The organism is uncultured Pontibacter sp., from assembly GCF_947502515.1.
GTDB lineage: Bacteria > Bacteroidota > Bacteroidia > Cytophagales > Hymenobacteraceae > Pontibacter.
In genome coordinates, this window is the sequence record NZ_CANNAI010000002.1 from 518,224 (window position 1) to 543,066 (window position 24,843).

The 24,843-nt window shown below is 48.9% G+C and carries 21 protein-coding genes; 11 read left to right on the forward strand and 10 right to left on the reverse strand.

Annotated features, from left to right (window positions below; all coding sequences use genetic code 11):
- Positions 1 to 357 precede the first annotated feature (357 nt).
- Positions 358 to 642 carry a hypothetical protein gene (locus tag Q1A54_RS06965; protein ID WP_299986188.1) on the reverse strand — a complete coding sequence of 95 codons (285 nt, stop codon included), beginning with the start codon at positions 640 to 642 and terminating at the stop codon, positions 358 to 360.
- A 110-nt stretch (positions 643 to 752) separates the two neighbouring features.
- Between Q1A54_RS06965 and Q1A54_RS06970 the strand changes: the two genes are divergently transcribed.
- The 4 genes from Q1A54_RS06970 to Q1A54_RS06985 all read left to right on the forward strand — a co-directional run bounded on the left by Q1A54_RS06970 (position 753) and on the right by Q1A54_RS06985 (position 6,541).
- Positions 753 to 3,008, forward strand: coding sequence for an MMPL family transporter (locus Q1A54_RS06970; RefSeq protein WP_299986190.1), 2,256 nt, complete (start codon positions 753 to 755; stop codon positions 3,006 to 3,008).
- Positions 3,009 to 3,068: 60 nt separating this feature from the next.
- Positions 3,069 to 3,653 (forward strand): hypothetical protein, encoded by a 585-nt coding sequence (locus Q1A54_RS06975; protein ID WP_299986192.1) that lies wholly within the window; start codon positions 3,069 to 3,071, stop codon positions 3,651 to 3,653.
- Positions 3,654 to 3,962: 309 nt separating this feature from the next.
- Positions 3,963 to 5,903, forward strand: coding sequence for an AAA domain-containing protein (locus Q1A54_RS06980; RefSeq protein WP_299986194.1), 1,941 nt, complete (start codon positions 3,963 to 3,965; stop codon positions 5,901 to 5,903).
- A 122-nt stretch (positions 5,904 to 6,025) separates the two neighbouring features.
- Positions 6,026 to 6,541 (forward strand): peptidylprolyl isomerase, encoded by a 516-nt coding sequence (locus tag Q1A54_RS06985; RefSeq protein WP_299986196.1) that lies wholly within the window; start codon positions 6,026 to 6,028, stop codon positions 6,539 to 6,541.
- A gap of 82 nt (positions 6,542 to 6,623) precedes the next feature.
- Here the strand turns inward: Q1A54_RS06985 and Q1A54_RS06990 are convergent, their stop codons facing one another.
- Positions 6,624 to 7,205 (reverse strand): ACP phosphodiesterase, encoded by a 582-nt coding sequence (locus Q1A54_RS06990; protein ID WP_299986197.1) that lies wholly within the window; start codon positions 7,203 to 7,205, stop codon positions 6,624 to 6,626.
- A 131-nt stretch (positions 7,206 to 7,336) separates the two neighbouring features.
- On the opposite strand from Q1A54_RS06990, the gene Q1A54_RS06995 reads away from it, so the two are divergent.
- Entirely contained in the window at positions 7,337 to 7,831 is a 495-nt protein-coding gene (locus tag Q1A54_RS06995; RefSeq protein WP_299986199.1) for a pyridoxamine 5'-phosphate oxidase family protein, read from the forward strand.
- Between the two features lie 138 nt (positions 7,832 to 7,969).
- Positions 7,970 to 8,707: a spheroidene monooxygenase gene (locus tag Q1A54_RS07000; protein ID WP_299986201.1), complete on the forward strand. Its 738-nt coding sequence runs from the start codon at positions 7,970 to 7,972 to the stop codon at positions 8,705 to 8,707.
- A gap of 1 nt (position 8,708) precedes the next feature.
- Here the strand turns inward: Q1A54_RS07000 and Q1A54_RS07005 are convergent, their stop codons facing one another.
- The 3 genes from Q1A54_RS07005 to Q1A54_RS07015 form a co-directional block, all read right to left on the reverse strand.
- Positions 8,709 to 9,326 carry a LysE family transporter gene (locus tag Q1A54_RS07005; RefSeq protein ID WP_299986203.1) on the reverse strand — a complete coding sequence of 206 codons (618 nt, stop codon included), beginning with the start codon at positions 9,324 to 9,326 and terminating at the stop codon, positions 8,709 to 8,711.
- 65 nt (positions 9,327 to 9,391) lie between these two features.
- A complete protein-coding gene (locus tag Q1A54_RS07010; RefSeq protein ID WP_299986205.1) occupies positions 9,392 to 10,087 on the reverse strand; it encodes a DUF1003 domain-containing protein in 696 nt (231 codons plus the stop codon).
- A gap of 109 nt (positions 10,088 to 10,196) precedes the next feature.
- Complete coding sequence (locus Q1A54_RS07015; protein WP_299986207.1) at positions 10,197 to 10,850, reverse strand: DsbA family protein; 654 nt, start codon at positions 10,848 to 10,850, stop codon at positions 10,197 to 10,199.
- 154 nt (positions 10,851 to 11,004) lie between these two features.
- On the opposite strand from Q1A54_RS07015, the gene leuS reads away from it, so the two are divergent.
- From leuS to Q1A54_RS07030, 3 genes are all read left to right on the forward strand, one after another.
- On the forward strand, positions 11,005 to 13,776 hold the full coding sequence (gene leuS / locus Q1A54_RS07020) for a leucine--tRNA ligase (RefSeq protein ID WP_299986209.1): 2,772 nt from the start codon (positions 11,005 to 11,007) through the stop codon (positions 13,774 to 13,776).
- Between the two features lie 123 nt (positions 13,777 to 13,899).
- On the forward strand, positions 13,900 to 14,748 hold the full coding sequence (locus tag Q1A54_RS07025; RefSeq protein ID WP_299986211.1) for a universal stress protein: 849 nt from the start codon (positions 13,900 to 13,902) through the stop codon (positions 14,746 to 14,748).
- 4 nt (positions 14,749 to 14,752) lie between these two features.
- Entirely contained in the window at positions 14,753 to 16,402 is a 1,650-nt protein-coding gene (locus Q1A54_RS07030) for a cation:proton antiporter family protein (protein ID WP_299986213.1), read from the forward strand.
- A gap of 43 nt (positions 16,403 to 16,445) precedes the next feature.
- On the opposite strand, the gene Q1A54_RS07035 is transcribed toward Q1A54_RS07030, so the two are convergent.
- The 4 genes from Q1A54_RS07035 to ispG all read right to left on the reverse strand — a co-directional run bounded on the left by Q1A54_RS07035 (position 16,446) and on the right by ispG (position 19,827).
- Positions 16,446 to 16,952, reverse strand: a complete 507-nt coding sequence (locus tag Q1A54_RS07035) for a MarR family transcriptional regulator (protein WP_299986215.1) — start codon at positions 16,950 to 16,952, stop codon at positions 16,446 to 16,448.
- Positions 16,953 to 17,220: 268 nt separating this feature from the next.
- Complete coding sequence (locus tag Q1A54_RS07040) at positions 17,221 to 17,565, reverse strand: MmcQ/YjbR family DNA-binding protein (RefSeq protein WP_299986217.1); 345 nt, start codon at positions 17,563 to 17,565, stop codon at positions 17,221 to 17,223.
- A 10-nt stretch (positions 17,566 to 17,575) separates the two neighbouring features.
- Positions 17,576 to 17,740, reverse strand: a complete 165-nt coding sequence (locus tag Q1A54_RS07045; protein WP_007658564.1) for a DUF6728 family protein — start codon at positions 17,738 to 17,740, stop codon at positions 17,576 to 17,578.
- A 113-nt stretch (positions 17,741 to 17,853) separates the two neighbouring features.
- Positions 17,854 to 19,827 (reverse strand): (E)-4-hydroxy-3-methylbut-2-enyl-diphosphate synthase, encoded by a 1,974-nt coding sequence (ispG, locus tag Q1A54_RS07050; protein WP_299986219.1) that lies wholly within the window; start codon positions 19,825 to 19,827, stop codon positions 17,854 to 17,856.
- A gap of 276 nt (positions 19,828 to 20,103) precedes the next feature.
- Here ispG and Q1A54_RS07055 point away from each other — a divergent pair, with 276 nt between their 5' ends.
- A complete protein-coding gene (locus Q1A54_RS07055; protein WP_299986221.1) occupies positions 20,104 to 20,466 on the forward strand; it encodes a hypothetical protein in 363 nt (120 codons plus the stop codon).
- A 51-nt stretch (positions 20,467 to 20,517) separates the two neighbouring features.
- On the opposite strand, the gene Q1A54_RS07060 is transcribed toward Q1A54_RS07055, so the two are convergent.
- Positions 20,518 to 22,710, reverse strand: a complete 2,193-nt coding sequence (locus tag Q1A54_RS07060; RefSeq protein WP_299986222.1) for a glutamine synthetase III — start codon at positions 22,708 to 22,710, stop codon at positions 20,518 to 20,520.
- A gap of 269 nt (positions 22,711 to 22,979) precedes the next feature.
- Between Q1A54_RS07060 and Q1A54_RS07065 the strand changes: the two genes are divergently transcribed.
- Positions 22,980 to 24,818, forward strand: a complete 1,839-nt coding sequence (locus Q1A54_RS07065) for an LTA synthase family protein (protein ID WP_299986224.1) — start codon at positions 22,980 to 22,982, stop codon at positions 24,816 to 24,818.
- The last annotated feature ends 25 nt before the right edge of the window (positions 24,819 to 24,843 follow it).

A 24,843-nucleotide genomic window follows, 5' to 3' on the forward strand; every position in this document is an offset into this window, starting at 1 on the left:
AACATGCCCGAGACGTGAGTCGAAGGGGGCGAGCGTAGCTCTGAGAGATCTGGATAATTATAGAAAAAACACTGACACCCTCGCTCGCGTCTCGCGAGTGTGATCTATCATGCGGACTCTGGCCGTTTTTATTTGTGTCTCTGCACAAGTGCGAGACGCCACTGGATAACTCACACTCTCGGGACGCGAGCGAGGGGAAGGATAATCTGGTTTTAACCAAAATTCAGATTTCTCCCGATGGTCGAAAAGACACAATACTGTAGGAAACTATTCCACTCGAAAACTGTGATATACCTAAACAGAAAAAGGAACCCACTGAATCATCAGCAAGTCCCTTTTTCTAAATATCCTACGAGCTTAGCGCTGTTCCTTTGTTTCCTTTGCTGCTTCAGCCTTCGGAGCGTCTTTTTTCGCGCAGCAGGATTTAGGTGCAGTAGCTGTAGCTTTACCGTCTTTATCTGAAGTGGCGGTAGCTGTCATATGGCAGGACTCAGCTTTTTCGCCTTTCTTTCCTTTTTTAGTTTTGCCATCTTTGTCGGTGTGCTCCATCTTACACTTACCGCCTTCGCAGGCGAGGGCTGGGGTGGCTACGCCGACACCTACAAAACCTGCGAGTGCGAGCGCTAGAACTAATCTTTTCATATCCGTTGGTTTATCGATTATTTAAACAGAAATCAACCCTTTATTGTTGAGTGAGTAAATATACACGTTCTACCTAATCACCAAAATGATCATCATCATTTTTTAGTCCCTTGAGCCACAAAACCAGCAGTTTACTTATACTTTCCGTCATCGCGATCCTGACGGCACTCAGCGTCTTCTACGCCTCCCGCTTGCGTTTCGATTACAACTTCGACAACTTCTTCCCGAAGGGCGATCCGGATCTGGCCTACTATTTCAGCTACCGCGATAAATTTGGCAACGACAACGATTATTTGCTGATTGGCCTCGACAACGGCGGCAGCTTGTTCGATCAGCAATTCCTACAAAAAGTCGATACACTGACACGCTTTATGCAGCGACAGCCGCATGTGGAATCGGTGCTTTCTCCTACTACCGTCAAAAGTCCGATCATCGAGCAGTTCGGCTATTTTGAGATTCCCTACCTGCACCCCGACGAACCTGAGCGCTACACCCAAGACTCTTTACTGATCTACCAGAGCAGGGAACTGGTGGGCACGCTGTTTTCAGAGGACGCCACGGCCGTTTCCCTTTTCATCCAGACCAGTGACAATCTGGCAAAGGAACCCGGCGACACGCTGATAGCTGCCATGTATGGTGAGATCGAGCGACTGGGTTTGCAGGAGCATCATGTGGCCGGAAAGGTACTGGCGCAGTCGGTCTTCATTGAGAAAATGAAAATCGAGTTGGCCATTTTCATGTCAGCTTCTATCCTCTTGGTCATCCTGTTTCTCTGGATCGCATTCCGATCGGTTTGGGGTGTGCTGGTGCCACTGGTTGTGGTACTTCTTTCTGTACTCTGGAGCCTCGGGGTGATGGGACTGTTCAACAAACCCATCGATGTGATGACAGTGCTGTTACCGACCATCATGTTTGTGGTTGGTATGTCCGATGTCATACATATCATGTCGCGCTACATCACCGAGATCGGGCAGGGTGCTTCTAAACTTCAGGCGCTGCGGGTTACGATTCGGGAAGTGGGTATGGCCACCTTACTCACGTCACTCACCACCTCTGTCGGTTTCCTGACACTTCTCACTACCTCGATCGTGCCAATACGGGAGTTTGGACTATATACGGCTATAGGCATTGCGCTAGCTTTTGTATTGGCTTTCACCATGCTCCCAGCTATTCTGCTATTGAATAGAAAGCCTAACCCGCGGCGTGCCCGGCGAACGGACTTTTCATGGCCGATGCTATTGCGCCGTGTCTATACCTTTGTGCTGCGCAGGCCCTACCCTATTCTCTATACCAGTATGGGTGTGGTGCTGGTTTCCCTGATCGGCATTAGCATGATCAAAGTAGATACGACTTTGCTCGAAGACCTTGGCGATGACGACCCGATAATCAAGGACTTCCAGTACTTTGAAGAAAAGTTCTCAGGAGTTCGCCCCTTTGAGTTGCACCTGATCGCTGGTCCTTACAAAAGCATGTATGATCTGGAGGTGCTGCAGGAGATCGATCAGTTGGAAACTTACCTTTACCAGACCTACGGACTCAACTTCATCACCTCGCCTGCCACGGTAGTTCGGACCATCCATCGCGCACAGAACGGTGGTCTGCCGGACTACTATACCTTACCAGCCAACGAGCGCGAAATGCAACAGGTACAACGGCGACTGGCGGCTTTTATCAAACGAAGTGAATTAAGGGCTGTCGTGACGGCAGACCAACAGGAAGGCAGACTGGCTGGCAAAATGACGGATATGGGCAGTGTGCGGGCCGCCGAGCTCAACGACTCGCTAGAGGCTTTTATTGACCAGCACATCAATCCTGAGCTATTACAGACCCGCATTACGGGCAGCGCCGTCATGCTCGACAAAAACAATGACTATGTGGTGAGCAACATGCTGCAGGGTTTGCTGATCGCCTTTCTGGTCGTGGCGATATTGGTAGGCCTGATTTTCAGGTCGCTGCGGATGATCCTGATCTCGCTTGTGCCCAATATCATCCCTTTGCTAATGATCGGAGGTATTATGGGATTTCTGGGCATCAACATGACCGTGTCGGTTTCGATCATCTTCACCATTGCCTTTGGCATTGCCGTGGACGACACGATTCACTTCCTTGGCAAACTCAAAGTCGAGTTGCGCAAAGGCAAGTCACTGCCCTATGCCATTAAAACAACCATTATCTCAGCGGGCAAGGCCATTATCATCACTTCCTGCATCTTGGTAGCCGGCTTTCTGACGCTGGTGCTGTCTTCCTTCGATGCCACCTTTTATGTGGGGGTGTTTGTGAGTCTCACGCTGGTGTTCGCCGTGGTGGCCGACCTCTTGCTTTTGCCCGTGCTGATCCTCTATTTTTACAGGCCAAATCAAAAATAATTTGTGCCTAATCCAATAAGGATGGCCATATTTGCGTGATAGAGTAAAGCATTCCTTTTTATGATGATGAAGAAACTACTGGCTATTTGCATTTACTGCCTTTGGTTTGTGGGCGCGCAGGCACAGGAACAAGCACCACCGCAAGAAGACAAGCTCAGCCGACTGATGGGCGAGCGTGAACAGCTGATTCTGGAATACCAGTACTACAGCCAACAGAATAGCAACTTCTGGGGCAAGCAATCCAAGAAAGACCTTCTCAACATCATTGATACGCTCAAAGAGATCATCCGCAAAGACTCTGAACTGATCGCAGCCGTGAAGGAAGCCAGTGTACGCAAGATCGCCGAGAGCACCGTGGAGAATCAGCGGGCCGGTAAAATGATCCAACAGGACGAGCGCCTGATCAACAACCAGATCACCGACCTCAAAGGACAGATCAGTACGCTGGAGAGTCAGGCCAAAAAGCGTGAGCGTGCCATTCTGGACCTGAAAGAGCAACTGAAAGCCACTGACGAGGTGCGTTACGGCAAAGACCGTGTGATCGCTATACTGGGTGGTGCCGCGTTCATTATGTTCCTCTACGCGGTGTTCCTGCAGATTAGACTGAGTACCAAGAAGACGCCGAAAAAACGCAAGAAGGCCTAAGGCCGTATAGTTGCCACAGGTATAAGGGCTGATTCATATTAGGAGAAAAACAGAACCTTTCTGTCATTCTGTTATGAAACTTGTTTGAAGGGAGGTCAAGCCTAAGCTAACAGCTGCCAAGATCCTTATAGGATGACATATAAGATAGTAGAAAAGCTCTTAACAGGTATAAGAAACAGCCTGTTGCAGCGGAATTATTTAGCACTCGCTTTTTGTTATAAACTGATGCCCTCACAGGTATACACTAATAAGACAAAAGCTACGGAAAAGGCTGGCGCTTCGTACCCAGCCTTTCTTTTTTAAATAAGAATGATCGATATTTTTGAAGAACTACGGCAGGTACAGGACTTGCTGAAAATTGAACAGGAAGAAGACCGGCAGCAATACAAGCTGAAGGCACTGAAGAGCACGATTACGGAGCGCAAGGAAATGGGTCTTTGCTGGTATCCAGTCGTCATTTCAAAAGAAGAAATCGGGTTTGGCAACAAGGTGGTGATCGAGCTGGAGCGTACCTCCGACCGGGACCAACTGCACCTTTTCCAACCCGGCAAGACAGCCTCCCTTTTCATCAACAACGGCGATAAATCCAGTTTGAGCGGTGTGGTACTGGGCGTCAAGCGCAACAAGGTGATCCTAGCGACCAACAAGGAGGACCTGCCTGACTGGGTAGGAACCGGGCGTATGGGCGTCGAGCTGACCTTCGACGAGATCAGCTACCGCGAGATGGAGATCGCCCTCAAAAAGGTGCAGGAAGCCAAAGGCACGCGTCTGGCCGAGCTACGTGACATTATGCTAGGTATAAAACCCGCCACTTTCTCAGACGAGAAGCTAGAGGAGATTCAGTCGTTGAACGAGTCGCAAAACGAAGCCGTGCAGAAAATCTCGCAGGCCAAGGATGTAGCCATCATTCACGGACCTCCGGGTACGGGCAAAACCACCACGCTGGTGCAGGCAATTCTCCATACCTTGAAATCGCAGAAGCGCTTGCTGGTAACGGCTCCTTCTAACACGGCGGTCGACCTTTTAACCGAAAAACTGGCTAATGAAGGTGTAAATGTGATTCGCATCGGCAATCCGTCCCGGGTATCGGATGTGCTCTTGGAGCATACCTTGGATGCACAGGTAATGGCACACCGGGCTTACAAGGACCTCAAAAATCTGCGTAAGACGGCTGAGGAGTATAAGCGCATGGCCTATCAGTTCAAGCGCAAGTTCGGGCACCAAGAGCGGGCACAGCGCCAGCTTTATAAATCAGAGAGCCACCGTTTGCTTGACGAGGCTGACAATGTGGAGCACTACATCACCGATGACTTGCTCGACAACGTGCAGGTGATCACTTGTACCTTGGTGGGCGCGGCCAATAAAGCCATCCGCCACCTGACTTACGACACGGTGTTCATCGACGAAGCGGCGCAGGCGCTGGAGCCGGCTTGCTGGATTCCGATCAGCCGCACGAACCGTGTGGTGCTGGCCGGTGACCACTGCCAGTTGCCTCCTACTATCAAGTCTATTCAGGCAGACAAAGGCGGACTAAGCGTGACCTTGTTTGAGAAGTGCATCAATCGGCAGCCTGAAGTTTCGGTGATGCTGAAAACGCAGTACCGCATGCACCACCACATCATGCAGTTCTCGAACCAGCAATTCTATGGCGGTGAACTGATAGCGCACGAAAGCGTGCACAGCGCCGAGCTGCATGGGTATAACACGATCTTCGCGCCCGATATGCCGGTTGAGTTTATCGATACGGCCGGCTGTGGGTATAACGAGGCAGAAATGCCCGAGACACAAAGCTCTGCCAACCCGGAAGAGGGTGATCTTTTGATCAACCACCTTTCCAACCTTCTGAAAGACTACGACGAGGAAGATGAGGTGGCGCCGCTGAAGATCGGGGTAATAGCACCTTACCGTGCCCAGATTAATTACCTACAGGACAAAGTGGAACATACGCCACGTCTGCACGAACTGCATCAGAAGCGACAGTTGAGCATCGGCACCGTGGACAGTTTTCAGGGGCAGGAGCGCGACATCATTTGCATGAGCCTAGTGCGCAGCAACGAACGCGGCGAGATCGGCTTCTTAGCGGACGAAAGACGCATGAACGTGGCCATGACCCGTGCCCGTCGCAAGCTGATCATTGTAGGTGACAGCGCCACGCTTTCAATCAACCCGTTCTTTGCGGAATTGATCGCTTATGTGGAGAGCATCGGGGCCTATAAGAGTGCTTGGGAGCTAACTGAGAGCCTGCCTTAGCGTAGGTATAAGTTTACATTTTAATTATTCACCATCAGAGAGTAGTTCAAATAATACCGGGTCGGCTATGCTTCTCCGGTTAATCTTTCTACCTTTCTGATACCAAACCAAAACACACAATTATGAAAATTGAGAAAAACAGAGTGGTGACGCTCTCTTACGAGCTCCGTATTCAGAACGAAAACGGTGAGCAAACCCTCGTTGAAACTGCCAATACAGAAAATCCAATGGTGTTCATATACGGCATGAGCGGCCTGCCAGACCAGTTCGAAGAGAACCTTGACGGCAAGAGCGCTGGTGACGACTTTGACTTTAAACTGGACTCAAATGCCGGTTACGGTGAGTTTGATCAGAATGCGGTAGTAGAATTACCGATGAGCGTGTTTGAAGTGGAAGGTGGTATACCTGAGAACATGTTAGAAGTAGGCAACTTCATTCCGATGGCTGACAGCGAAGGCAACCAACTGCAGGGCCGTGTGGCTGAGCTGAAGGAGAATGTAGTGGTAATGGACTTCAATCACCCACTTGCTGGCAAGGAGCTATTCTTTAAAGGCAAAGTAGAAAAAGTGCGTGAGGCAACATCCGAAGAATTGGACCACGGCCACGTGCACGGCGAAGGTGGTGTGCATCACCACTAGGATTCACGAACATGATAAAGAAAAGGAGTCGCAGGTATAGCGGCTCCTTTTTTTGTGCCTATTCTTCGGGCTATACCTTATTTCATTTCGGCAGCACCTCCTCTACATAAGCAATCAGCTCCGGGAAGAATAGCGAGAAATCTTCACCGTACAGGGTATAGTTCTCCAGTAACTCCTCTCCTGCCCGCTCCATACCTGACTCAAAAGAAGTGCGGCGGCTCAGACCACCCAAAGCCTGCGCTATACCTGACACCTCAGCGTAAGACAGGAGCCAGTTCTGCCGCATCATGTAAGGGAAAAAATACTGGACCCGCTCCGGCAAATTAGGCAGGTGCTGGTTGATCAGGGCATAGATGCGGGCAGTATACGGCTTCAAAGATTCATTAGAGAATTCATCAAAACGACTGGCCAAAAAATGGTCGAAGTACAGGTCTGCCACCACTGGGGCATACTTGCGAAAATGTGGCCGCAGACGGGCTTTGGTCTCGCTAACAATCGGGTGAGTATCGGTATAGGTATCGATCAGGCGGTGTAATCTGATGCCGCGGGCTATGCCGGATGGGTATAGCTCTAGTTGTTTTCCCTTCACAGCATCGGCAATAAAATTGCCCAGCAAAAGCTCTTCGTCGTCGCCTGAGAGGAAAATATGGGCAAGGTAGTTCAAGGGTTCGTGGTTTTGTTCGGTTGCAATATAAACATCTTATACTTGCTTCGGTTGTAAAGGTATAGCCAAAACGGGCATAAACACTTTAGCGCATTAGCCCGTACCACTTAAACACATACAACCTAAAAACTATGAACAACGACAGAACAGAAAAACTGCAAACACTGATAGATAAAATAAAGGACGTAGACACTGCCATGATGTCGACTATGGACGAGGACGGCAGCATCCGTAGTCGTCCGATGCGTAACCAGCAAATCAAGGACGATGGGGCCATCTGGTTCTTCACTGGCTACGAGTCCGGCAAGTCACACGAGATCAAGAATGACTCACATGTTAACCTGAGCTATGCCAAGCCATCGGATAATCTGTATGTATCGGTTTCAGGCAAAGCTACACTCACCAAAGACAAGTCAAAGATCGACGAGCTTTGGACCCCAGCCATGAAAGCTTGGTTCCCGGAGGGTAAAGACGACCCGAATATTGGCCTGATCAAAGTAACCATTGACAAAGCGGAGTACTGGGATTCACCAAACAGTGCTGTGGTGCACCTGATTGGTATGGCGAAAGCAGCTATTACCGGAGAGCGTTACAAGACGGGCGACCATGACAAAATGAACCTGTAGGTATAGCTCAAAAAATTTCCTGAGACACCTGCCAAACATTTCCGTTCGGCAGGTGTTTTTGGTTTATTCGTTTTGTAAATTGCATTTAGAGTTTAAACAAGCTCTTATACTAGTCCTCCTTTTAAATACCCGAATCCCGTGCGACAAATTATCCCACAGTCCGATCGACTTACCACCCTGACGCTTTTTGGTTTTCGGAAAGGCCATATCCGTTGGGGTTTGGCTCAAATGGGCACCAAAGGCGCTGAACTTAATCAAATACCCGGCTTATTGTTTCATAAATTGCTGGGCAGCGGCCATGGAAAAGGCTTCAGCATCAAACCCAATTTCAGAAGGTATGGTTTGATGTGCACATGGGAGAGTGAAGAAGCTGCTGACGAGTTTCTGGAGCGCTCTGAGTTGATGCTGGAGTACCGCCTGCATGCATCTGAGATCTGGACGGTTAAACTTCTGCCCACACAGGCGCATGGCCTGTGGGATGGCGTGCAACCCTTTACGCCACAACTGTCCGAAAAGCAACACGATGGACCTGTGGCAGTGCTTACACGGGCATCCATTAATTGGCGGGCTTTGCCGCAGTTCTGGCGTTTTACCCCCAAAGTGAGTAAGGCACTCGAAGATGCGAAAGGGCTGATCTGTTCTATCGGGCTTGGCGAGCTGCCACTTATTCGACAGGCAACCTTTAGCGTGTGGGAATCAATGGACGCCATGAAGACCTATGCCTACAAAGGGGATCTACACAAAGAAGTTATCAAGCGCACCAGGTCTGAGAAGTGGTATAGCGAAGAGCTCTTTGCCCGGTTTATACCTGTGGAAAGTCATGGATTGTGGAACGGCGTGAACCCGCTGGCCTCGGTACTTAAAGCTACCGAATAAGCTATACCTTCAGCATACCCATTAGCCCGAATCCAATAATACAGAGGCTACTGATGATATTGAGCACTTGGATCATCTTAGGGTTTTGTATATACCTACCCAGTGATGCTCCAAAAGTCGCCAATATCGTCTGAATGATGACGCTACCTAAAAATATGGCAATAGACATACTTAGAACCTGCCAAACCCCAAAGTTTGGTTTTACCAGTTGGCCTGAGAAGCCTACAAAAGCAATAATGGTGAGTGGATTGACTACCGTGAGCAAATAAGTGGAAGTCAGGTAGCCAAAATCCCCTCTTTGAATGGCGGAACTGTTGTTTTCATTTGCAGTGGCGTTAATTTTAAGACTACCGATCAACATCCACAAACCGAATATGATCAGGACACCGGAAGCTACCCAAGAAAAATATACCTGATTCATGTTAAGGTAACTCACGATGATGGAGCCTACCGTAAAAGCCACCAGTGCATAGGTTAAGTCTGCCAAGGCTGCGCCCACCCCACTCAGCATACCGCTCCTGAAGCCATAAACCAAACCTCGATTTATAATTAAAATAGCGATGGGACCAACGGCTACAGCCAAGGTCACCCCAAATACAAATGCTTTTATTGAATCCATTTCTGTCTATTAGTAGATTACAGAATGGAGACGCTCGCATCTTTAAAAAGACGCAGGGTTTGCAATTATTTTCGCGTACGGTTCAGGATGTCCTCCATCAAATCGACTTGGATCTGTTGAATTTCAAGCAAGCGCTGGTTCTGGTGCACGATCAGGTGGTCGATTTTTTCATGCAACAGGCGTATCTCCAACTCAGCCTTCAGGTTCACTTTGTAATCGTACTCGGAGCGTTGCCGGTCTTTGGCCTCTTTGCGGTTCTGCGACATCATGATGATCGGTGCTTGTATCGCCGCCAGACAGGAGAGAATCAGGTTAAGCAAAATAAAAGGGTATGGATCGAAAGGACGGGTAGCCAGCAGGTATACGTTCACCATCATCCAAAGCAAAATGAATCCGAAGAAAGCCATGATGAACGTCCAGCTGCCGCCAAAAGAAGCGATCTTGTCCGCCATTCGGTCCCCAAGAGGCAGATTATCCAGTATTTCCTCCTCGATGTTTGTAGATAGCAGCTCGTTCTCCTGAATACTTTCCAGTACTTCTTTTTCAAGCTCCGAGATCTCACCTAGCTCTTTTTCAAGTAATTGCTCCAGATACAATTTACGGTACTTATTCAGATTCCCCACCGCCACATAAGTTTCGTCAGTAAAATCGGGATAGTCGGCTTGGATTAGCTTAAAGATAGGCCGCCTGATAGTAGCTCCCAGCACCAATTGGTTTAGAGGGAGTTGCCTTTTGGTGAGATGGCAAACGGCGGTTTTCAAGTCCTGCGAATTATGTGGAGACAGACTTAGATTTGTACGTAAATCGCCGGACAGGTATAAAAAAACGGACCGACATTTAGTGCCGGTCCGTTACGATGGTATTGTACTGTTACTTAGGCTGAGCCCCTTTTAGCGCTTCTTTCAATTTAGCTTCTAGGGCATCATACAGACGATAGCCGCGACTCAGGAGACTCAAGTTGTGCCCGACGAGCAGGTATAAGCTTGGGAAGGCATTGGCTTGCAAGTGTCGGGCGATCTTGAAATCCTGTTGTGTTTTCTCTTTCATTTCATCGGAGTGGAATTTCTCCAGAAAAGTATCTTCCGCTATACCTAGTCCTAAGGCGATCTCGGCCAGCACATCAGCCTTAGTCACATCATTGTTGCGGGCATAAAAGGCGCGTTGTACTTCTTCGGCCATTTCCAGCTCCTTCTCAAGTTGCAGGTAGCGCATGGTCACTACAGCGCGGCAAGCCGGCTCTGTATCGTACACAAAGCTTTCTCGCTCAAAAAAACCAAAGTCAAAAGGCTGTTCCGTCGCTTTTTCTACTTCCTGCCAATGCTGTTTCACAGCGGCTTTCATCTCGTTACCCATCGGCTCGGTTGTACCCGGGCGCAAGCCACCCAGCACCAGCTTGAAATTCAGCTTGCCTTCCTGTTCTTTTTTGAGCTGGTGCAGTACCGGCGCAAATCCATAGCACCAAGAGCACATCGGATCCATCACGTAGATCAGGTGTGGCACATCCAGCAGGTCGTATTTTTCCATTTTATTCCTTTTGCTTCAAAGTGCAAAGGTACTTATTGATTGTTAAATGGCTATATGGTTCATACCAACAATTTAACCATACAGCCATTTAACCAATTCACAAATATCAAGTATCTTAGCAGCTTGTTTAGATCAAGCGAATTCACGATAAACTATGTCAGAGTATAATTTCAATCAGATTGAGAAGAAGTGGCAGCGTTACTGGGAAGAAAACCAGACTTTTAAGGCCACCGAAAACACCGATAAGCCGAAGTACTATGTGCTGGATATGTTCCCTTACCCATCGGGTGCGGGTCTTCACGTAGGTCACCCACTCGGTTACATCGCTTCTGATATCGTGAGCCGCTACAAGCGCTCAAAAGGTTTTAACGTGCTGCACCCCATGGGCTTCGACTCCTTTGGTCTTCCAGCCGAGCAATACGCCATCCAGACTGGTCAGCACCCGGCCATTACAACAGAGCAGAACATTGCGCGATACATCGAGCAGCTCAAGAACATCGGTTTCTCTTACGAGTGGGAGCGCGAAGTACGTACCTCCGATCCAAGCTACTACAAGTGGACGCAGTGGATCTTCATGCAGTTGTTCAACAGCTACTATGACTATACCGCTGACAAAGCAGAGTCCATCGATAAGCTGATTGCTGCATTTGAAGCAAACGGAAATGCCAACATCAATGCCGCTTGCGACGAAGACACCCCTGCCTTCACGGCCGAGGAATGGAAAGCTATGAACGAGCAGGAGAAGGCGGAGATGCTACTCAGGTATAGACTCACTTACGTTGCTGACGCGGTAGTGAACTGGTGCCCTGCCTTAGGTACGGTATTGGCCAATGACGAAGTGGTTGGTGGAGTATCAGAGCGTGGTGGTTACCCGGTAGAGCGAAAGAAAATGCGTCAATGGATGATGCGCATCACCGCTTATGCCGAGCGCTTGTTGCAAGGCCTCGATACCATCGACTGGCCGGAGCCGGTGAAGGAAATGCAGCGCAACTGGATCGGAAAGTCCGTAGGTGCCGAGCTGGACTTTGCCATCGAAGGCGGAGCTTCCGAGAAGATCAAGGTGTTCACGACCCGTATCGACACCATCTATGGCGCCACTTTTGTGGTGCTGGCGCCGGAGCATGAACTCGTGAATGAAATCACGACAGACGCACAGCGTAACGAGGTGGAATCTTATGTGAACGTAGCCAAAAACCGCTCTGAGCGCGAGCGCATGACCGACGTGAAAACGGTAAGTGGTGTGTTCACAGGAGCCTATGCCATCAACCCGATCTCCGAAGATCGCGTGCCAGTCTGGATTGCGGACTACGTACTGGCTGGGTATGGTACCGGTGCTGTTATGGCCGTTCCGGGGCACGACTCCCGTGATTACGCTTTCGCAAAGCATTTTAATTTACCGATACGCGAAGTTGTAGCCGGAGGCAACCTGGAAGAAGAAGCCTATGCCGCTAAGGAAGGCAAGATCGTCAACTCCGGTTTCCTGAATGGACTGGAGGTAAAAGAAGCAATAAATGCAGGTATAGCCAGAGCCGAAGAACTGGGTGTGGGCAAAGGCCGCACGCAATACCGTATGCGCGACGCGGTGTTTAGCCGACAGCGTTATTGGGGTGAGCCTGTTCCGGTATACTTTAAAGATGGCATACCGCAGTTATTAAACGAAAGTGATTTGCCACTGGAGCTGCCAAAAATCGACGCCTACCTGCCTACTGAGACAGGTGAGCCGCCGCTGGGCCGCGCCGTGGATTGGAAATATCTAGATCAGTACGAGTACGAACTGAGCACCATGCCGGGCTGGGCCGGCTCGAGCTGGTACTGGTACCGCTACATGGATCCTCAGAACGATCAGGTCTTTGCTGGCAAAGCCAAGATTGAGTACTGGCGCAATGTGGACCTTTACATGGGTGGTGCTGAGCACGCGACTGGTCACCTCCTCTACTCCCGCTTCTGGAACAAGTTCTTGTATGACTTGGGTCTGGTGGTAGAACAAGAGCCGTTCAAAAAGCTGATCAACCAGGGGATGATCCAAGGCCGCTCAAACTTTGTATACCGTGTGAAGGACAGTAACACCTATGTGTCGTACGGTCTGCGCAAGGATTACGACATCACACCACTGCATGTGGATGTGAACATCGTAGATAATGATGAGCTGGATCTGGAAGCTTTTAAAGCCTGGAGACCAGAGAATTCCAATGCTGAGTTTATACTCGAAGACGGCAAATACATCTGCGGCGTCGAGATCGAGAAGATGTCGAAATCGAAATACAATGTCGTGAACCCGGATATTATTGTGGAGCGTAACGGAGCTGACACCCTGCGCATGTACGAGATGTTCCTGGGGCCATTGGAGCAGTTCAAGCCCTGGAATACCAATGGCATGGACGGTGTTACAAAATTCCTGAAGCGCTTCTGGAAACTCTTCCATGACAATGAGGGCAACTTCACCGTGTCGGATGACGAGCCAACTGCTGAGGAGCTGAAGTCGCTGCACAAGACAGTTAAGAAGGTAGAAGAAGACATTGAACGTTTCTCCTTCAATACTTCCGTATCAACTTTCATGATTTGTGTAAATGAACTGACAGCTCTTAAGACGAACAAGCGAGCCGTTCTGGAGCCACTGACGATTGCACTGGCACCTTATGCGCCGCATATCGCCGAGGAGCTTTGGGAGAAGTTGGGTCACAGCCAGAGCATCACTTTCGCCTCGTTCCCGGCTTGGGATGAAAAGTATCTGGTGGAGAATACCTTTGAGTATCCCGTATCCGTGAATGGTAAGACGCGTGGCAAGATTGCCTTCGCCACTGACACACCACGCGAAGAAATGGAAAAAGCGGTGTTGGCTGACGAAACGATTACCAAATTCATGGAAGGAAAAACACCAAAGAAAATTATTATCGTCCCTAACAAAATCATCAACGTGGTGGTATAAGGATTTCCATCTTACCACTAACTTTTCCAAAAGCCGCTCAGACCCCAAATCTGGCGGCTTTTGGTTTTCTATACCTAACTAAAAGCTCAATGTATACCGTATAGACTAGTAAACCACTCTGCTATGCTGCGTATACTTGCACCCACCGATTTTTCGACCGATGGCTACAATGCTACGCTGGTTGCTATGCAGCTAGCCAAAGCTTTGAGAGCTGAAGTAGTGTTTGTGCATGCAATGGCAAAACCGCCTGTTCCGGCAGCTTCTCCAGAATCAATCTTCCGGAGTGTTTACTCTGAAGAAATGCGAAAAACGCAAGTTAGACTTTTGGATGAGGCACAGCATCTCCTGGATATTCTTGATCTGCGTCACGCCGAAGTCAGGTATAAGACTTTGGTCGTACCAACACCATTTGCAGACGCCATGCTACAGGTAATCGCAAGCGAAAACATAGACCTTGTGGTCATAGGAAGTCGCGGCAGCAGTCAATTAAAACAAATTCTGATCGGAAGCAACACCTTAGAATTGATGCGCTTGAGTCCTGTGCCACTGCTTGTTATACCTAGCTATGACGTGTTTAACGGGTTTGAAAATATAACGATCCTGCTTGAGCAAATGAAATTACCGGAACGGGCAGGTATAGAGATGCTCGACAGCATTGCGCAGACCTACAACGCCATCCTGCATTTTCTGATACTAACGAAAGATGGGCAACAGGTGCAGGATGTATCCGAACTCCAAGAGCAACATTCCTCCTGGCTACAAGTCTTAAAAAGGCCACATACCACCAACTTAATGGCAGACTCTGAAGCGCCAACAGGTATGCGCGCCCACATCGCAGCCACCAATTCCAGTTTAGTCGTGCTGATGCCTGAGAAGCTAAGTATCTGGGAGGCCTTGTTCTCCAAAAACTTGAGTGAAGAACTAGCCGCCAGAGCACATATGCCATTATTGATACTTCCACATAAAGTATAGCCCTATGCAGGACGTATTGAGCAATCCGTTTTTTGAGCTGTCAGTCATACTGGCCATTGCCGCTTTGCTCGGTGCTATCGGACTCATGCTCAGGCAACCGCTCATTGTAATGTTTATTGCATTAGGTATATTGGTTGGCCCCTCCTTTCTTAACCTGGTGTCATCATCGGACATGGTGCATCTGCTGGCAGAACTGGGCATTGCTTTGCTCCTGTTTGTAGTTGGACTCAAGCTGGACCTCTCCCTTATCCGCTCAACAGGCATGATCGCTCTGATGACGGGGCTGGGCCAAGTCATTTTCACATCTGTATTCGGTTATCTGATAGGTATAGCACTAGGTTATGATTCCATCACGGCACTCTACATTGCGATTGCGCTGACCTTTTCCAGCACCATCATCATCGTGAAATTGCTTTCAGACAAAAAAGAAATCGACTCCCTGCATGGGCAGATCGCGATTGGTTTCCTGATTGTGCAGGATATTGTGGTGGTGCTGCTAATGATCATGCTCTCAGCCATGAATGCGAAGACCGGAGCCCATCCTGTACTCGGTATCATGCAGGTGGTAGTAACAGGCAGTGCTATTGTTGCAGTCATAGGTTTACTGATGCGCTTCGTCATTCCCTCACTGGTTCATTATCTGGCAAGGTCCCAGGAATTGCTGGTGCTCTTCTCCATAGCTTGGGCAGTGATCGTAGCGTCTGCCTGCGACTACCTTAACTTTAGCCGGGAGGTTGGTGCGTTTCTGGCTGGTGTCTCCCTTGCCTCTACCCCGTACCGTGAAATGATCAGTGGGCGTCTTGTCAGCCTGCGGGATTTTCTACTCTTGTTCTTTTTTATCAATCTGGGGGCGCAATTGAACCTGGGTTTGCTGGGGGAGCAGATAGGGCCTTCCATCCTCTTCTCCGTTTTTGTATTGGTTGGTAATCCGCTGATCGTTGTAGCTATCATGGGTATAATGGGCTACCGAAAGCGCACCAGTTTCCTGGCAGGTCTGACAGTTGCCCAGATCAGTGAGTTCTCGCTTATTTTTGCTGCACTAGGTCTGACCATGGGCCATATCCAGGAAAGCACCGTCGGGCTGATCACATTAGTCGGACTGATCACGATCGGGCTGTCTACCTACATGATCATCTACTCGCACAGACTCTATGATGTGCTGGCGCCAGTATTAAGCATATTTGAACGCAAGAGGCCCTACCGTGAAAGTGAAGCAGAGCAAAGCATGCCACAGCAGGTCGATGTGATTTTGTTTGGGTTGGGGCGTTATGGTGGTAACATTGCGCTTACGCTCTTAAAGGATAACATTCACCTGTTATGCATTGATTTTGATCCGCAGCAGGTGCGTTATTGGCAGAAGCAGGGCTTGTCAGCCTTATACGGTGATGTGGAAGATCCGGAGTTACCTGACAGGCTTCCCCTAAGCACGGCAAAATATGTGATTAGCAGCTTATCAGATGTCAATGCCAATATAGCGCTCGTCAAGCAGTTGCGCTCTAACGGTTATAAAGGAGTTATAGCTCTCACAGCACACCGCCAGCCAGACGCTGAGCGACTTCATGCTTCAGAAGCTGACATTATACTGTCTCCATTTGTCGATGCAGCCGAAACGATTCCTGCACGCCTGCATATGGCTGAAAAAATAAAAGGATAGCCATCAGGCTATCCTTGTTGTCATGCTGCTCATTTCGATTCAACTAAACAGCCTCGTTGAGTGTGAGTGCACCTGTAAGGCGTTCCTCCGCAGAGTTGATTGAATCACGGACTTTTTCGAGCAGACCAGCAAGCGTCGTGGCCTCCTCTTCTGTCAATCCCTGAACCAGGTTGTCAAGCTTGTATAGTTCATGGCTGATCTGATCCAACAGGTTGAAGCCTTTGTCGGAGATAACAATATTAACCAGTCGTTTGTCTGACACATTGCGCTCCACATCCACCAGACCTTTGGTTTTGAGTCTGCCGACGAGCCGGGAGGTATCCGACATTTTGTCGAGCATGTGGTTGCGCAAAACAGACGTTGACACAGGTTTAGGATAGTGTTCACGTAATATCCGCAGGATATTGTACTGCTGCCCTGTCACTTCGAATTTTTTAAAAAACTCTTCGTAGCTGTTCAGCATTAAACTGTTTGTTAGGAAAATGTTCAGGCTGGCTTTCTGCCATTCGTTTCTGTAAGCGAATATGCCTACACTGCGTTGAGATTGCATAGTGAGATAGGGTGAATAGTTGCGAAATTGTTCTTAATATACATATAATCTTTTATATGTGTTACAATGTTCGCAGTAACCGCTACACATCAAAATGTACATTTAAATTGTTTTGAAAGCGTTTTATGACCAAACACTCAAAAACAGGCAGTGAAGTATATCTTATGTTACAATCCAATGCAGGTTTATGCGGGATTGTTTATTTGATAGGCAAATATTGGGGTTAAAAAAATATTAAAGCCTAACGATTTTTTTTGATATTTATTGCTCAGGAAGGTTTCTTTCCCTTTGGTAATTTCGAAACGACCAGACTATAAGAATTATCAATCAGGGATTTAAGAAAGTCAAATGTTAAACCTGCCTCGGGCAGCACAGTATTCCAGTGCTTTTTATTCATGTGATATCCTGGTAAAACCTGCTCATACTGCTCACGCAACAAAATGGCCTGCTCAGGATCGCATTTCAAGGCTATACCCTTCGCATAATCAGACAGACTACACAGCGCAAACATTTTGCCGCTTACCTTAAATACAAGCGTGTCTTCATCAAAAGGCATCTCCTCGGTAGCACCGGGCTTGGCCAAGCAGTAATCTCTGAAATCCTCGATGTTCAAAGCAGTAAGTTTACCAGTGCTTGATCACAAAATATACCATGGCTGCCAAAAACATCAGAATTGAGATCTTGTTGATGGTGTGCATGGCCCGTAAATTAAAATTTGTCTTACGTTTCGGGTCTTTTTTACGGAAGAAGTAAGTGGCCACTTCCGTAAAATCAAATAATCCTTTCATTGTGCGGCTTCTGTATTTTATAAAAATGGATGTGGCTACAGGTATAGCCATATCCGGCTAAGTATAACAACTATTGCAACTGAATGATTGCGAGAAGGACTCAGTTGCTTTCTCTACTCCTCCAGCACGAGCGGTTCGATCCATTTTTCGTCTTCCCGAATCAGCTCGATCAGTTCATCCACTGCTCTGTCAGCTGGTACTGACTTCTTCACTACCGTTTGGCCTCGATACAGGGCGATCTTATCTTTACCTACGCCTACGTAACCATAATCAGCGTCAGCCATTTCACCGGGGCCGTTCACGATACAGCCCATAATCCCGATCTTAACACCTTTCAGGTGGTCGGTGCGCTTGCGGATCATGGCGGTGGTCTCCTGCAGATCGAACAAGGTACGACCGCAGCTTGGGCAGCTGATGTATTCGGTTTTGCTCATGCGGGTACGTGCAGCCTGTAGTATACCAAAGCTTAGGTTGTTCAGTTTCTCGATCGTCTGCAGCAATTCACCCTTTTCCTGCTCAGGCAACAATTCAGTGCCCAATATGATGCCGTCTCCAAGACCGTCGATTAACAATCCGCCTACATCAGTCGAAGCATACAGCTGTACCTGATCCGGGGTAAGTTCATCATAAGAGCGCTTGATGACGGCGGGTGTGTTGATTCCGTTATTCATTAGGCGGAAAAAGCACTTACGCAGTTCCGGCATAGCATGCTCATTGGTGGTATGCAGCATCAGCACAACAGTACTGTCTTTTTTTAGCCGATCTAGTAACTCCGTGGTTAACTCACTAATGGTAGCTTCCACAAAGTTCAGCTTTGGATGCAACTGATTAGTTTCCAGGTACTGCTTCACAGTCAGTAGAGGATGCCGGTGCTCCTGATCCTCAGCTAATTGCCAAGGCACATAGTTAATGATTTCCTTCAAACCATTGGGCAGCATGAAGTTGATGGGGTGGTCACCTGTGTAGATGTAGTCTGCCCCCAGGTCATTCATGTTGAACTTATCGAGAAGCATAGAATACAGGTGGCCTACGCTTTTCAGGTCGGCATACTGGATTTCGCGCAGTCGGCTCAGATCAGCTACCACTCGCGGCACATTCTGCCCTCCTACATTCTCTACCTCTACAGTTTCGCGGCGGTGGTACTGGAACGGATCGATCGGAATGTTGCAAAGCGGCTTGATGGGCTGTGCCTTCTCTGCCCGGTAGGTATAGCGGTCAATAAGTGCTTTGGCTACAGGTGCCTCAGCTTCCGGTGCTTCTGTCAGGGATACACGCACGGTATCTCCCAGACCATCTTCGAGCAGCGTGCCTATACCTACGGCCGACTTAATACGTCCATCCTCAGCCTCTCCGGCCTCCGTTACACCCAGGTGCAGCGGGTAAGGCTTCAGTCCCTCCTCTTCCAGTTTCTGCACCAGCAATCGGTAGGCCTGCACCATCACCTGCGTGTTTGATGCTTTCATGGAGATGACGATGTTATAGTATTGCTCATCTTCACAGATGCGCAGAAACTCCAGCGCACTTTCTACCATACCCAGCGGCGTATCGCCGTAACGGCTCAGGATGCGGTCAGACAAAGAGCCGTGGTTAGTGCCAATGCGCATAGCCGTGCCATGTTCCTTGCAGATGCGCACCAGCGGCACAAAGCGGTCGCGGATACGGTCCAGCTCAGCCTGGTAAGTCTCATCGTTGTATTCAATTACCTCAAACTTCTTCTTATCAGCATAGTTACCCGGGTTGATACGCACCTTTTCGACAATACGGGCGGCCACTTCCGCGGCGTTGGGTGTGAAGTGAATATCGGCTACCAAAGGGGTATTATATCCGCGTCGGCGAAGTTCGGCCTTGATGTGGCGCAGGTTTTCGGCTTCCTTTATACTTGGTGCCGTTATACGGATGTATTCGCAGCCTGCCTCGATCATGCGGATGCACTGCTCCACAGAACCCAAGGTATCCATGGTGTCCACGGTGGTCATGGATTGCACTCTGATCGGGTGGTGGGCGCCCATCGGCACCTCGCCGATATGCACCTCAATGGTTTCTCTGCGTTTATACTCCGTCAGGCTGGGGCAATAGATCTTGTTCATATATAAGTGGGCCTTCGCTAAAGCTACGTTCTCTTAACTTAAATCAGGCCTGCTTTGTTCAACAGGCATAAGGCGTAAATTTAGCATCATTATTTTAAAGAGAGCTAAGAGCAGAAAGAATTGTAGCGCTATTTGAATGTGTTGTGAAGCTTCAGACCTTGCTCAGGTATGGAACAAATAGAAATTATCTGTATCTTGAATATAAAACATCCGGATAAACGTTAAAGATGTTGCCAGTACATGATATATTAAATCAGCTCAACAGAAATGATACACATGAGTGCCTATATACCCAAAAATGCGGATGACAAGCTCCGCTCCCTCCTGCACTGGGGCAGATTGCGGCAGGAACAGCTAAGCGAGGCCTTCCTGATCACCAAGGATACGGTGCTGGGCTTCCTGAAACGGCAAATAGAGCACGGCAACTGGCGCGGTGTGCTGGAGGTGCTTAAAGGTAAACCGATGACACAGGCTGGCAGGTATATGCTAGGCGAACTTCGCAGCAAAGTGGTCCGGAAACTGATTATGCGCATGGGACTCCGGCCTGTAATTGCCACAGCACTGGTGCTTGTGCTTTTACCGATTATCCTGGCCAAAGTAACGGGAGAAGTCATCGGCTGGATCAGAAACAGACGCTAAAAGAAAAGAGCACCTTAGGCAGGTGCTCTTTTTATCTATAAAGTATACGGGTTAGCGTCTGAACATCAGCTCGCGGTACTTCACCAGTGGCCAATCTTCATCATCCACCATCAGTTCCAGCTTGTCTACGCTGGTACGAATCGCTTCAAAGTAAGGCATTACCTTCTCGTTGTAGAAAATCGCCTTCTCCCGCACATCCTCCATCTTGTTGGCAACCTTACGCTGTTGGATCATGTCCACCGCATTGGTCTGAATTGTTTTGATATGGCGTGAGATACGTTTAATGGAATCCAAAGTAGATTCTGTGTACTCATCTTCCAGGCCGAGGTCTTTTAGGCCACGGATATTCTGGATCAGCTTGTTCTGATAAGCGACAGCCGTAGGTATCACGTGGTTAAAGGCAAGGTCACCCATCACACGCGATTCGATCTGGATCTTTTTGATGTAATCTTCCAGCAGGATCTCGTGACGCGCCGCAATTTCCACTCTGCTAAAGATGCCATGACGGGTAAACAGATCTTGCACCTCCTCGCGGTGGTATACATCCAGTGCACGCGGCGTAGATTTGATATTAGAAAGCCCTCGCTTGGCAGCCTCTTCCTCCCACTCTTTGGAGTAACCGTTGCCTTCGAAACGGATAGCCTTGGAAGCAGCCACATACTCACGAAGCACCTGAATAATGGCCAGCTCCTTTTTCATGTTCTTGTTGTCGATCAGGTCATCCACAGCAACACGGAAATCGATCAGCTGATCAGCCACAATGGTATTCAGCACCGTCATGGAAGAAGAGCTATTGGCAGAAGAACCTACAGCACGGAACTCGAACTTATTACCCGTGAAGGCAAACGGAGAAGTACGGTTACGGTCGGTGTTATCGCGAAGGATCTCCGGGATCTTGTCTATACCTAATTTCAGGTACATGTTGTCTCCTTTCTCCATCGGCACCTTAGCAGTGCGCTCCAACTCTTCCAGTACTGCCGTCAGTTGCTGGCCCACAAACACCGACATGATAGCCGGAGGAGCTTCGTTAGCACCCAGACGGTGGTCGTTGCTGGCAGAGGCGATGCTGGCACGCAGCAGGTCGGCGTGCTTGTGCACTGCCATCACTGTGTTAATAAAGAAAGTCAGGAACTGTAAGTTCTCTTTTGGCTTCTTGCCAGGTGATAGCAGGTTCACACCCGTGTTGGTGCTCATCGCCCAGTTGTTGTGCTTGCCGCTGCCGTTAACCCCTTTATAAGGCTTCTCGTGAAGCAATACTTTAAAGCCATGACGCTCAGCGACACGGTCCATGATGTCCATCAGAAGCTGGTTGTGGTCCACGGCCAGGTTGGCATCCTCGAACGTAGGAGCACACTCAAACTGGTTTGGAGCCACTTCGTTGTGGCGGGTACGCAAAGGTATACCCAGTTTCAAGGCTGACTTCTCAAAGTCCACCATGAAAGAGTGCACGCGGCTTGGTATAGAACCAAAATAGTGGTCTTCCAACTGCTGACCTTTTGCAGGCGCATGTCCGAAGAGTGTGCGACCCGTCATCACCAGGTCAGGACGAGCCTCGTATAGGGCGCGGTCCACCAGGAAATATTCCTGCTCAATACCCAGGGTGGTGTTCACCTTCACCACATCCTTGTCAAAATATTGGCAAACCGGCACAGCCGCCTGGTTAAGCAGGTGGAGGGACTTCAGCAAAGGCGTCTTGTAATCCAGTGCCTCACCGGTATAGGAAACGAAAATAGTAGGTATACAGAGGGTGCGGGTACCGGCATTCTCGATCAGGAAAGCAGGAGAAGACGGATCCCAGGCGCTGTAGCCACGCGCTTCGAAGGTATTACGAATGCCGCCGCTTGGGAAAGAAGAAGCATCCGGCTCTTGCTGCACCAGGGCGCTGCCTTTAAAGCTCTCGATCGGGTCACCTTCTCCGGTCAGGTCGAAGAAAGAGTCGTGCTTCTCAGCCGTAGCGCCAGTCAGAGGCTGGAACCAGTGCGTGTAATGCGTAGCCCCTTTGCTCATGGCCCAGGTTTTCATGGCGGCAGCCACGGCATCAGCCAGATTTCGGTCTACCTTATCACCCGCGTCAATTGTGGCGCAAAGCCTTTTAAAGTTTTCGGTAGACATGGTGGCACGCAGGGCAGAAAAGCCGAATACGTTTTCACCGAAGTACTCTGAAATTTTACTGGATGGCAGCACGACCTCTGCCGGTTTGCGCTGACTTACCAGTTCGAGCGCCTTAAAACGAAGAATTGCCATGGGTTAAAGAGGTTAGGGTATAAATTCTGACCAAAGGTATGTAGTAAATAGATACCTTGTATCAGATAGGGTATTATTTTTTAGGGGGTCCACCTTAAATTTTAGCTGATAATTTCCCACACCCCCTATTTTAAACAGGGGTACACTCCTAATGATGTTAAAATTATGCTTCCAGTATATAAATAAGGCCTGATATAATCTGAATGGGCTGAATTATAATCGGTGATCTGGCGTTTAGGAGAGGTTACATAAGTTGTATATTTGCAGCCGTGATACGAAGCCTTTTATATCAGCCACTCTACTTTCTGTTCTGGGTGCTTTATTTTATTGCAGCCAGAGCTACGTTTCTGCTTTACCACGATAACCGTACGCAGGAATTATCTCAGGCAGACCTTCTGACTATCTTTACAAAGGGACTTCGCCTGGACCTTTCGTTCAGCTCCTATGTCAGTGCTATCCCCTTTCTGGCCATACTGGCTACTGCCCTTTTCCCGGGGCTTCAGGTGCGCGGGTTCATCCGCTACTATACCTATACTATATTGGTACTACTGTCGGTGCTCATGGCGGTGGACCTGGAGCTCTATACCTACTGGGGTTTCCGGCTCGACTCCACGCCGATGCTATACCTGAACACACCAGGCGAAATGGCAGCCTCTGCAGCAGCGGCACCAATTCTGCTGTTAAGCATCATAGCGCTGGCTACCAGCCTGTTTTTTGCGCTGCTCTTTCGCTATACCTTTGATTATAAAAATTACCACCTCAATTTCTCAAAGCTGAAGTATGCCGGTATTGCGCTGTTGTTTACCGCTGTTCTGGTCTTGCCGATGCGGGGTGGCTGGCAGCAGATCCCGATCAACCAGAGTGTCGTGTATTTCTCGGAGAACCCATATGCTAATCACGCCGGTCTCAATATGCCCTGGAACCTGATGGACACCATGCTGAAGTATAACGAGGAAACGCGCAACCCTTATCAGTACATGGACTATGAAGCCGCCGCTGCTAAAGTAGCTGAACTCTATACCTCCACTGCAGACTCTTCTGAGAAAATTCTTCAGGTAGAGCGACCCAATGTACTTTTCATCATTCTTGAAAGCTATACCGCTAAGTATGTAGAGCATTTAGGTGGGAAACCTGGCGTTACTCCCAATCTGGATAAACTGGCCAAAGAGGGAATCACTTTCTCGAAGCTTTATTCTAGTGGCGACCGCAGCGAAAAAGGCATGGTGGCGCTTCTGAGTGGCTATCCGGTGCAGACGACTACTTCGATCATCAAAAACCCTAAGAAAACAGAGCAACTGCCGCACCTGAGTCAGACATTTAAAAAGGCTGGTTATGGCACTTCGTTTTATTATGGAGGAGAACTGGAGTTTGCCAACATACGCTCATACCTGCAAAACGGAAAGTATGACCGACTGATTGACAAGCATGATTTCCCGGCTGAGAGTTATAACTCCAAGTGGGGCGCGCATGACCATGTGCTGTTTGAGCGAGTGCTACAGGACCTTGATCAGGAAAAAGAGCCTTTCTTTAGTACTGTGTATACCCTGAGTAGCCACGAGCCTTTCGAGATTCCTATAACTGCGAAGTTTAAAGGAAGCAAAATCAGTGACAAGTTTAAGAACTCCGTGTACTATACCGACTGGGCACTGGGGCAGTTCATAGCGCAGGCGCGGCAACAAACTTGGTGGGACTCGACCCTGGTTGTGCTGGTAGCCGACCATGGCCATCCGCTGCCTTATGATGATCCGAACTATAAAAGCACCAAGTTCCGCATACCTTTCATTCTGACAGGAGGCGCCTTGGCGGAAAAAGGACGAACCGTTTCCACGATTGGCAGTCAGACTGACATTGCCACGACCCTGCTTTACCAGCTGGACCTGCCACACCAGGACTTCAAGTGGGGACGCAACCTGCTGGCGCCAAGTGACTATCCTTTTGCATTTTATGTTTTCAGGGATGGCTTTACTTTTATCACACCCGGCAAAGTGCTGTCCTACGATAATGTGGCCAAAAAGCCTATCATCAGGGGCAAGGGTGTAACGCCCGAACAGATCGAGCTTGGGAAAGCCTATATGCAATACTCCTTCGAAGACTTTGTCAGAAAGTAGATAGAGCGCTGGGTATATACATGGG

Bases quoted from the DNA above. Each gene is read 5' to 3' on its own strand.
- Q1A54_RS07045 (WP_007658564.1), bottom strand. From the start codon at position 17,740: ATGAAAGGATTATTTGATTTTACGGAAGTGGCCACTTACTTCTTCCGT.
- Q1A54_RS07035 (WP_299986215.1), bottom strand. From the start codon at position 16,952: ATGCAATCTCAACGCAGTGTAGGCATATTCGCTTACAGAAACGAATGG.
- Q1A54_RS06995 (WP_299986199.1), top strand. From the start codon at position 7,337: ATGAACAACGACAGAACAGAAAAACTGCAAACACTGATAGATAAAATA.
- Q1A54_RS06975 (WP_299986192.1), top strand. From the start codon at position 3,069: ATGATGATGAAGAAACTACTGGCTATTTGCATTTACTGCCTTTGGTTT.
- Q1A54_RS06985 (WP_299986196.1), top strand. From the start codon at position 6,026: ATGAAAATTGAGAAAAACAGAGTGGTGACGCTCTCTTACGAGCTCCGT.
- Q1A54_RS06980 (WP_299986194.1), top strand. From the start codon at position 3,963: ATGATCGATATTTTTGAAGAACTACGGCAGGTACAGGACTTGCTGAAA.
- Q1A54_RS07055 (WP_299986221.1), top strand. From the start codon at position 20,104: ATGAGTGCCTATATACCCAAAAATGCGGATGACAAGCTCCGCTCCCTC.
- leuS (WP_299986209.1), top strand. From the start codon at position 11,005: ATGTCAGAGTATAATTTCAATCAGATTGAGAAGAAGTGGCAGCGTTAC.
- ispG (WP_299986219.1), bottom strand. From the start codon at position 19,827: ATGAACAAGATCTATTGCCCCAGCCTGACGGAGTATAAACGCAGAGAA.
- Q1A54_RS06965 (WP_299986188.1), bottom strand. From the start codon at position 642: ATGAAAAGATTAGTTCTAGCGCTCGCACTCGCAGGTTTTGTAGGTGTC.
- Q1A54_RS07060 (WP_299986222.1), bottom strand. From the start codon at position 22,710: ATGGCAATTCTTCGTTTTAAGGCGCTCGAACTGGTAAGTCAGCGCAAA.
- Q1A54_RS07030 (WP_299986213.1), top strand. From the start codon at position 14,753: ATGCAGGACGTATTGAGCAATCCGTTTTTTGAGCTGTCAGTCATACTG.
- Q1A54_RS07015 (WP_299986207.1), bottom strand. From the start codon at position 10,850: ATGGAAAAATACGACCTGCTGGATGTGCCACACCTGATCTACGTGATG.
- Q1A54_RS07005 (WP_299986203.1), bottom strand. From the start codon at position 9,326: ATGGATTCAATAAAAGCATTTGTATTTGGGGTGACCTTGGCTGTAGCC.
- Q1A54_RS07025 (WP_299986211.1), top strand. From the start codon at position 13,900: ATGCTGCGTATACTTGCACCCACCGATTTTTCGACCGATGGCTACAAT.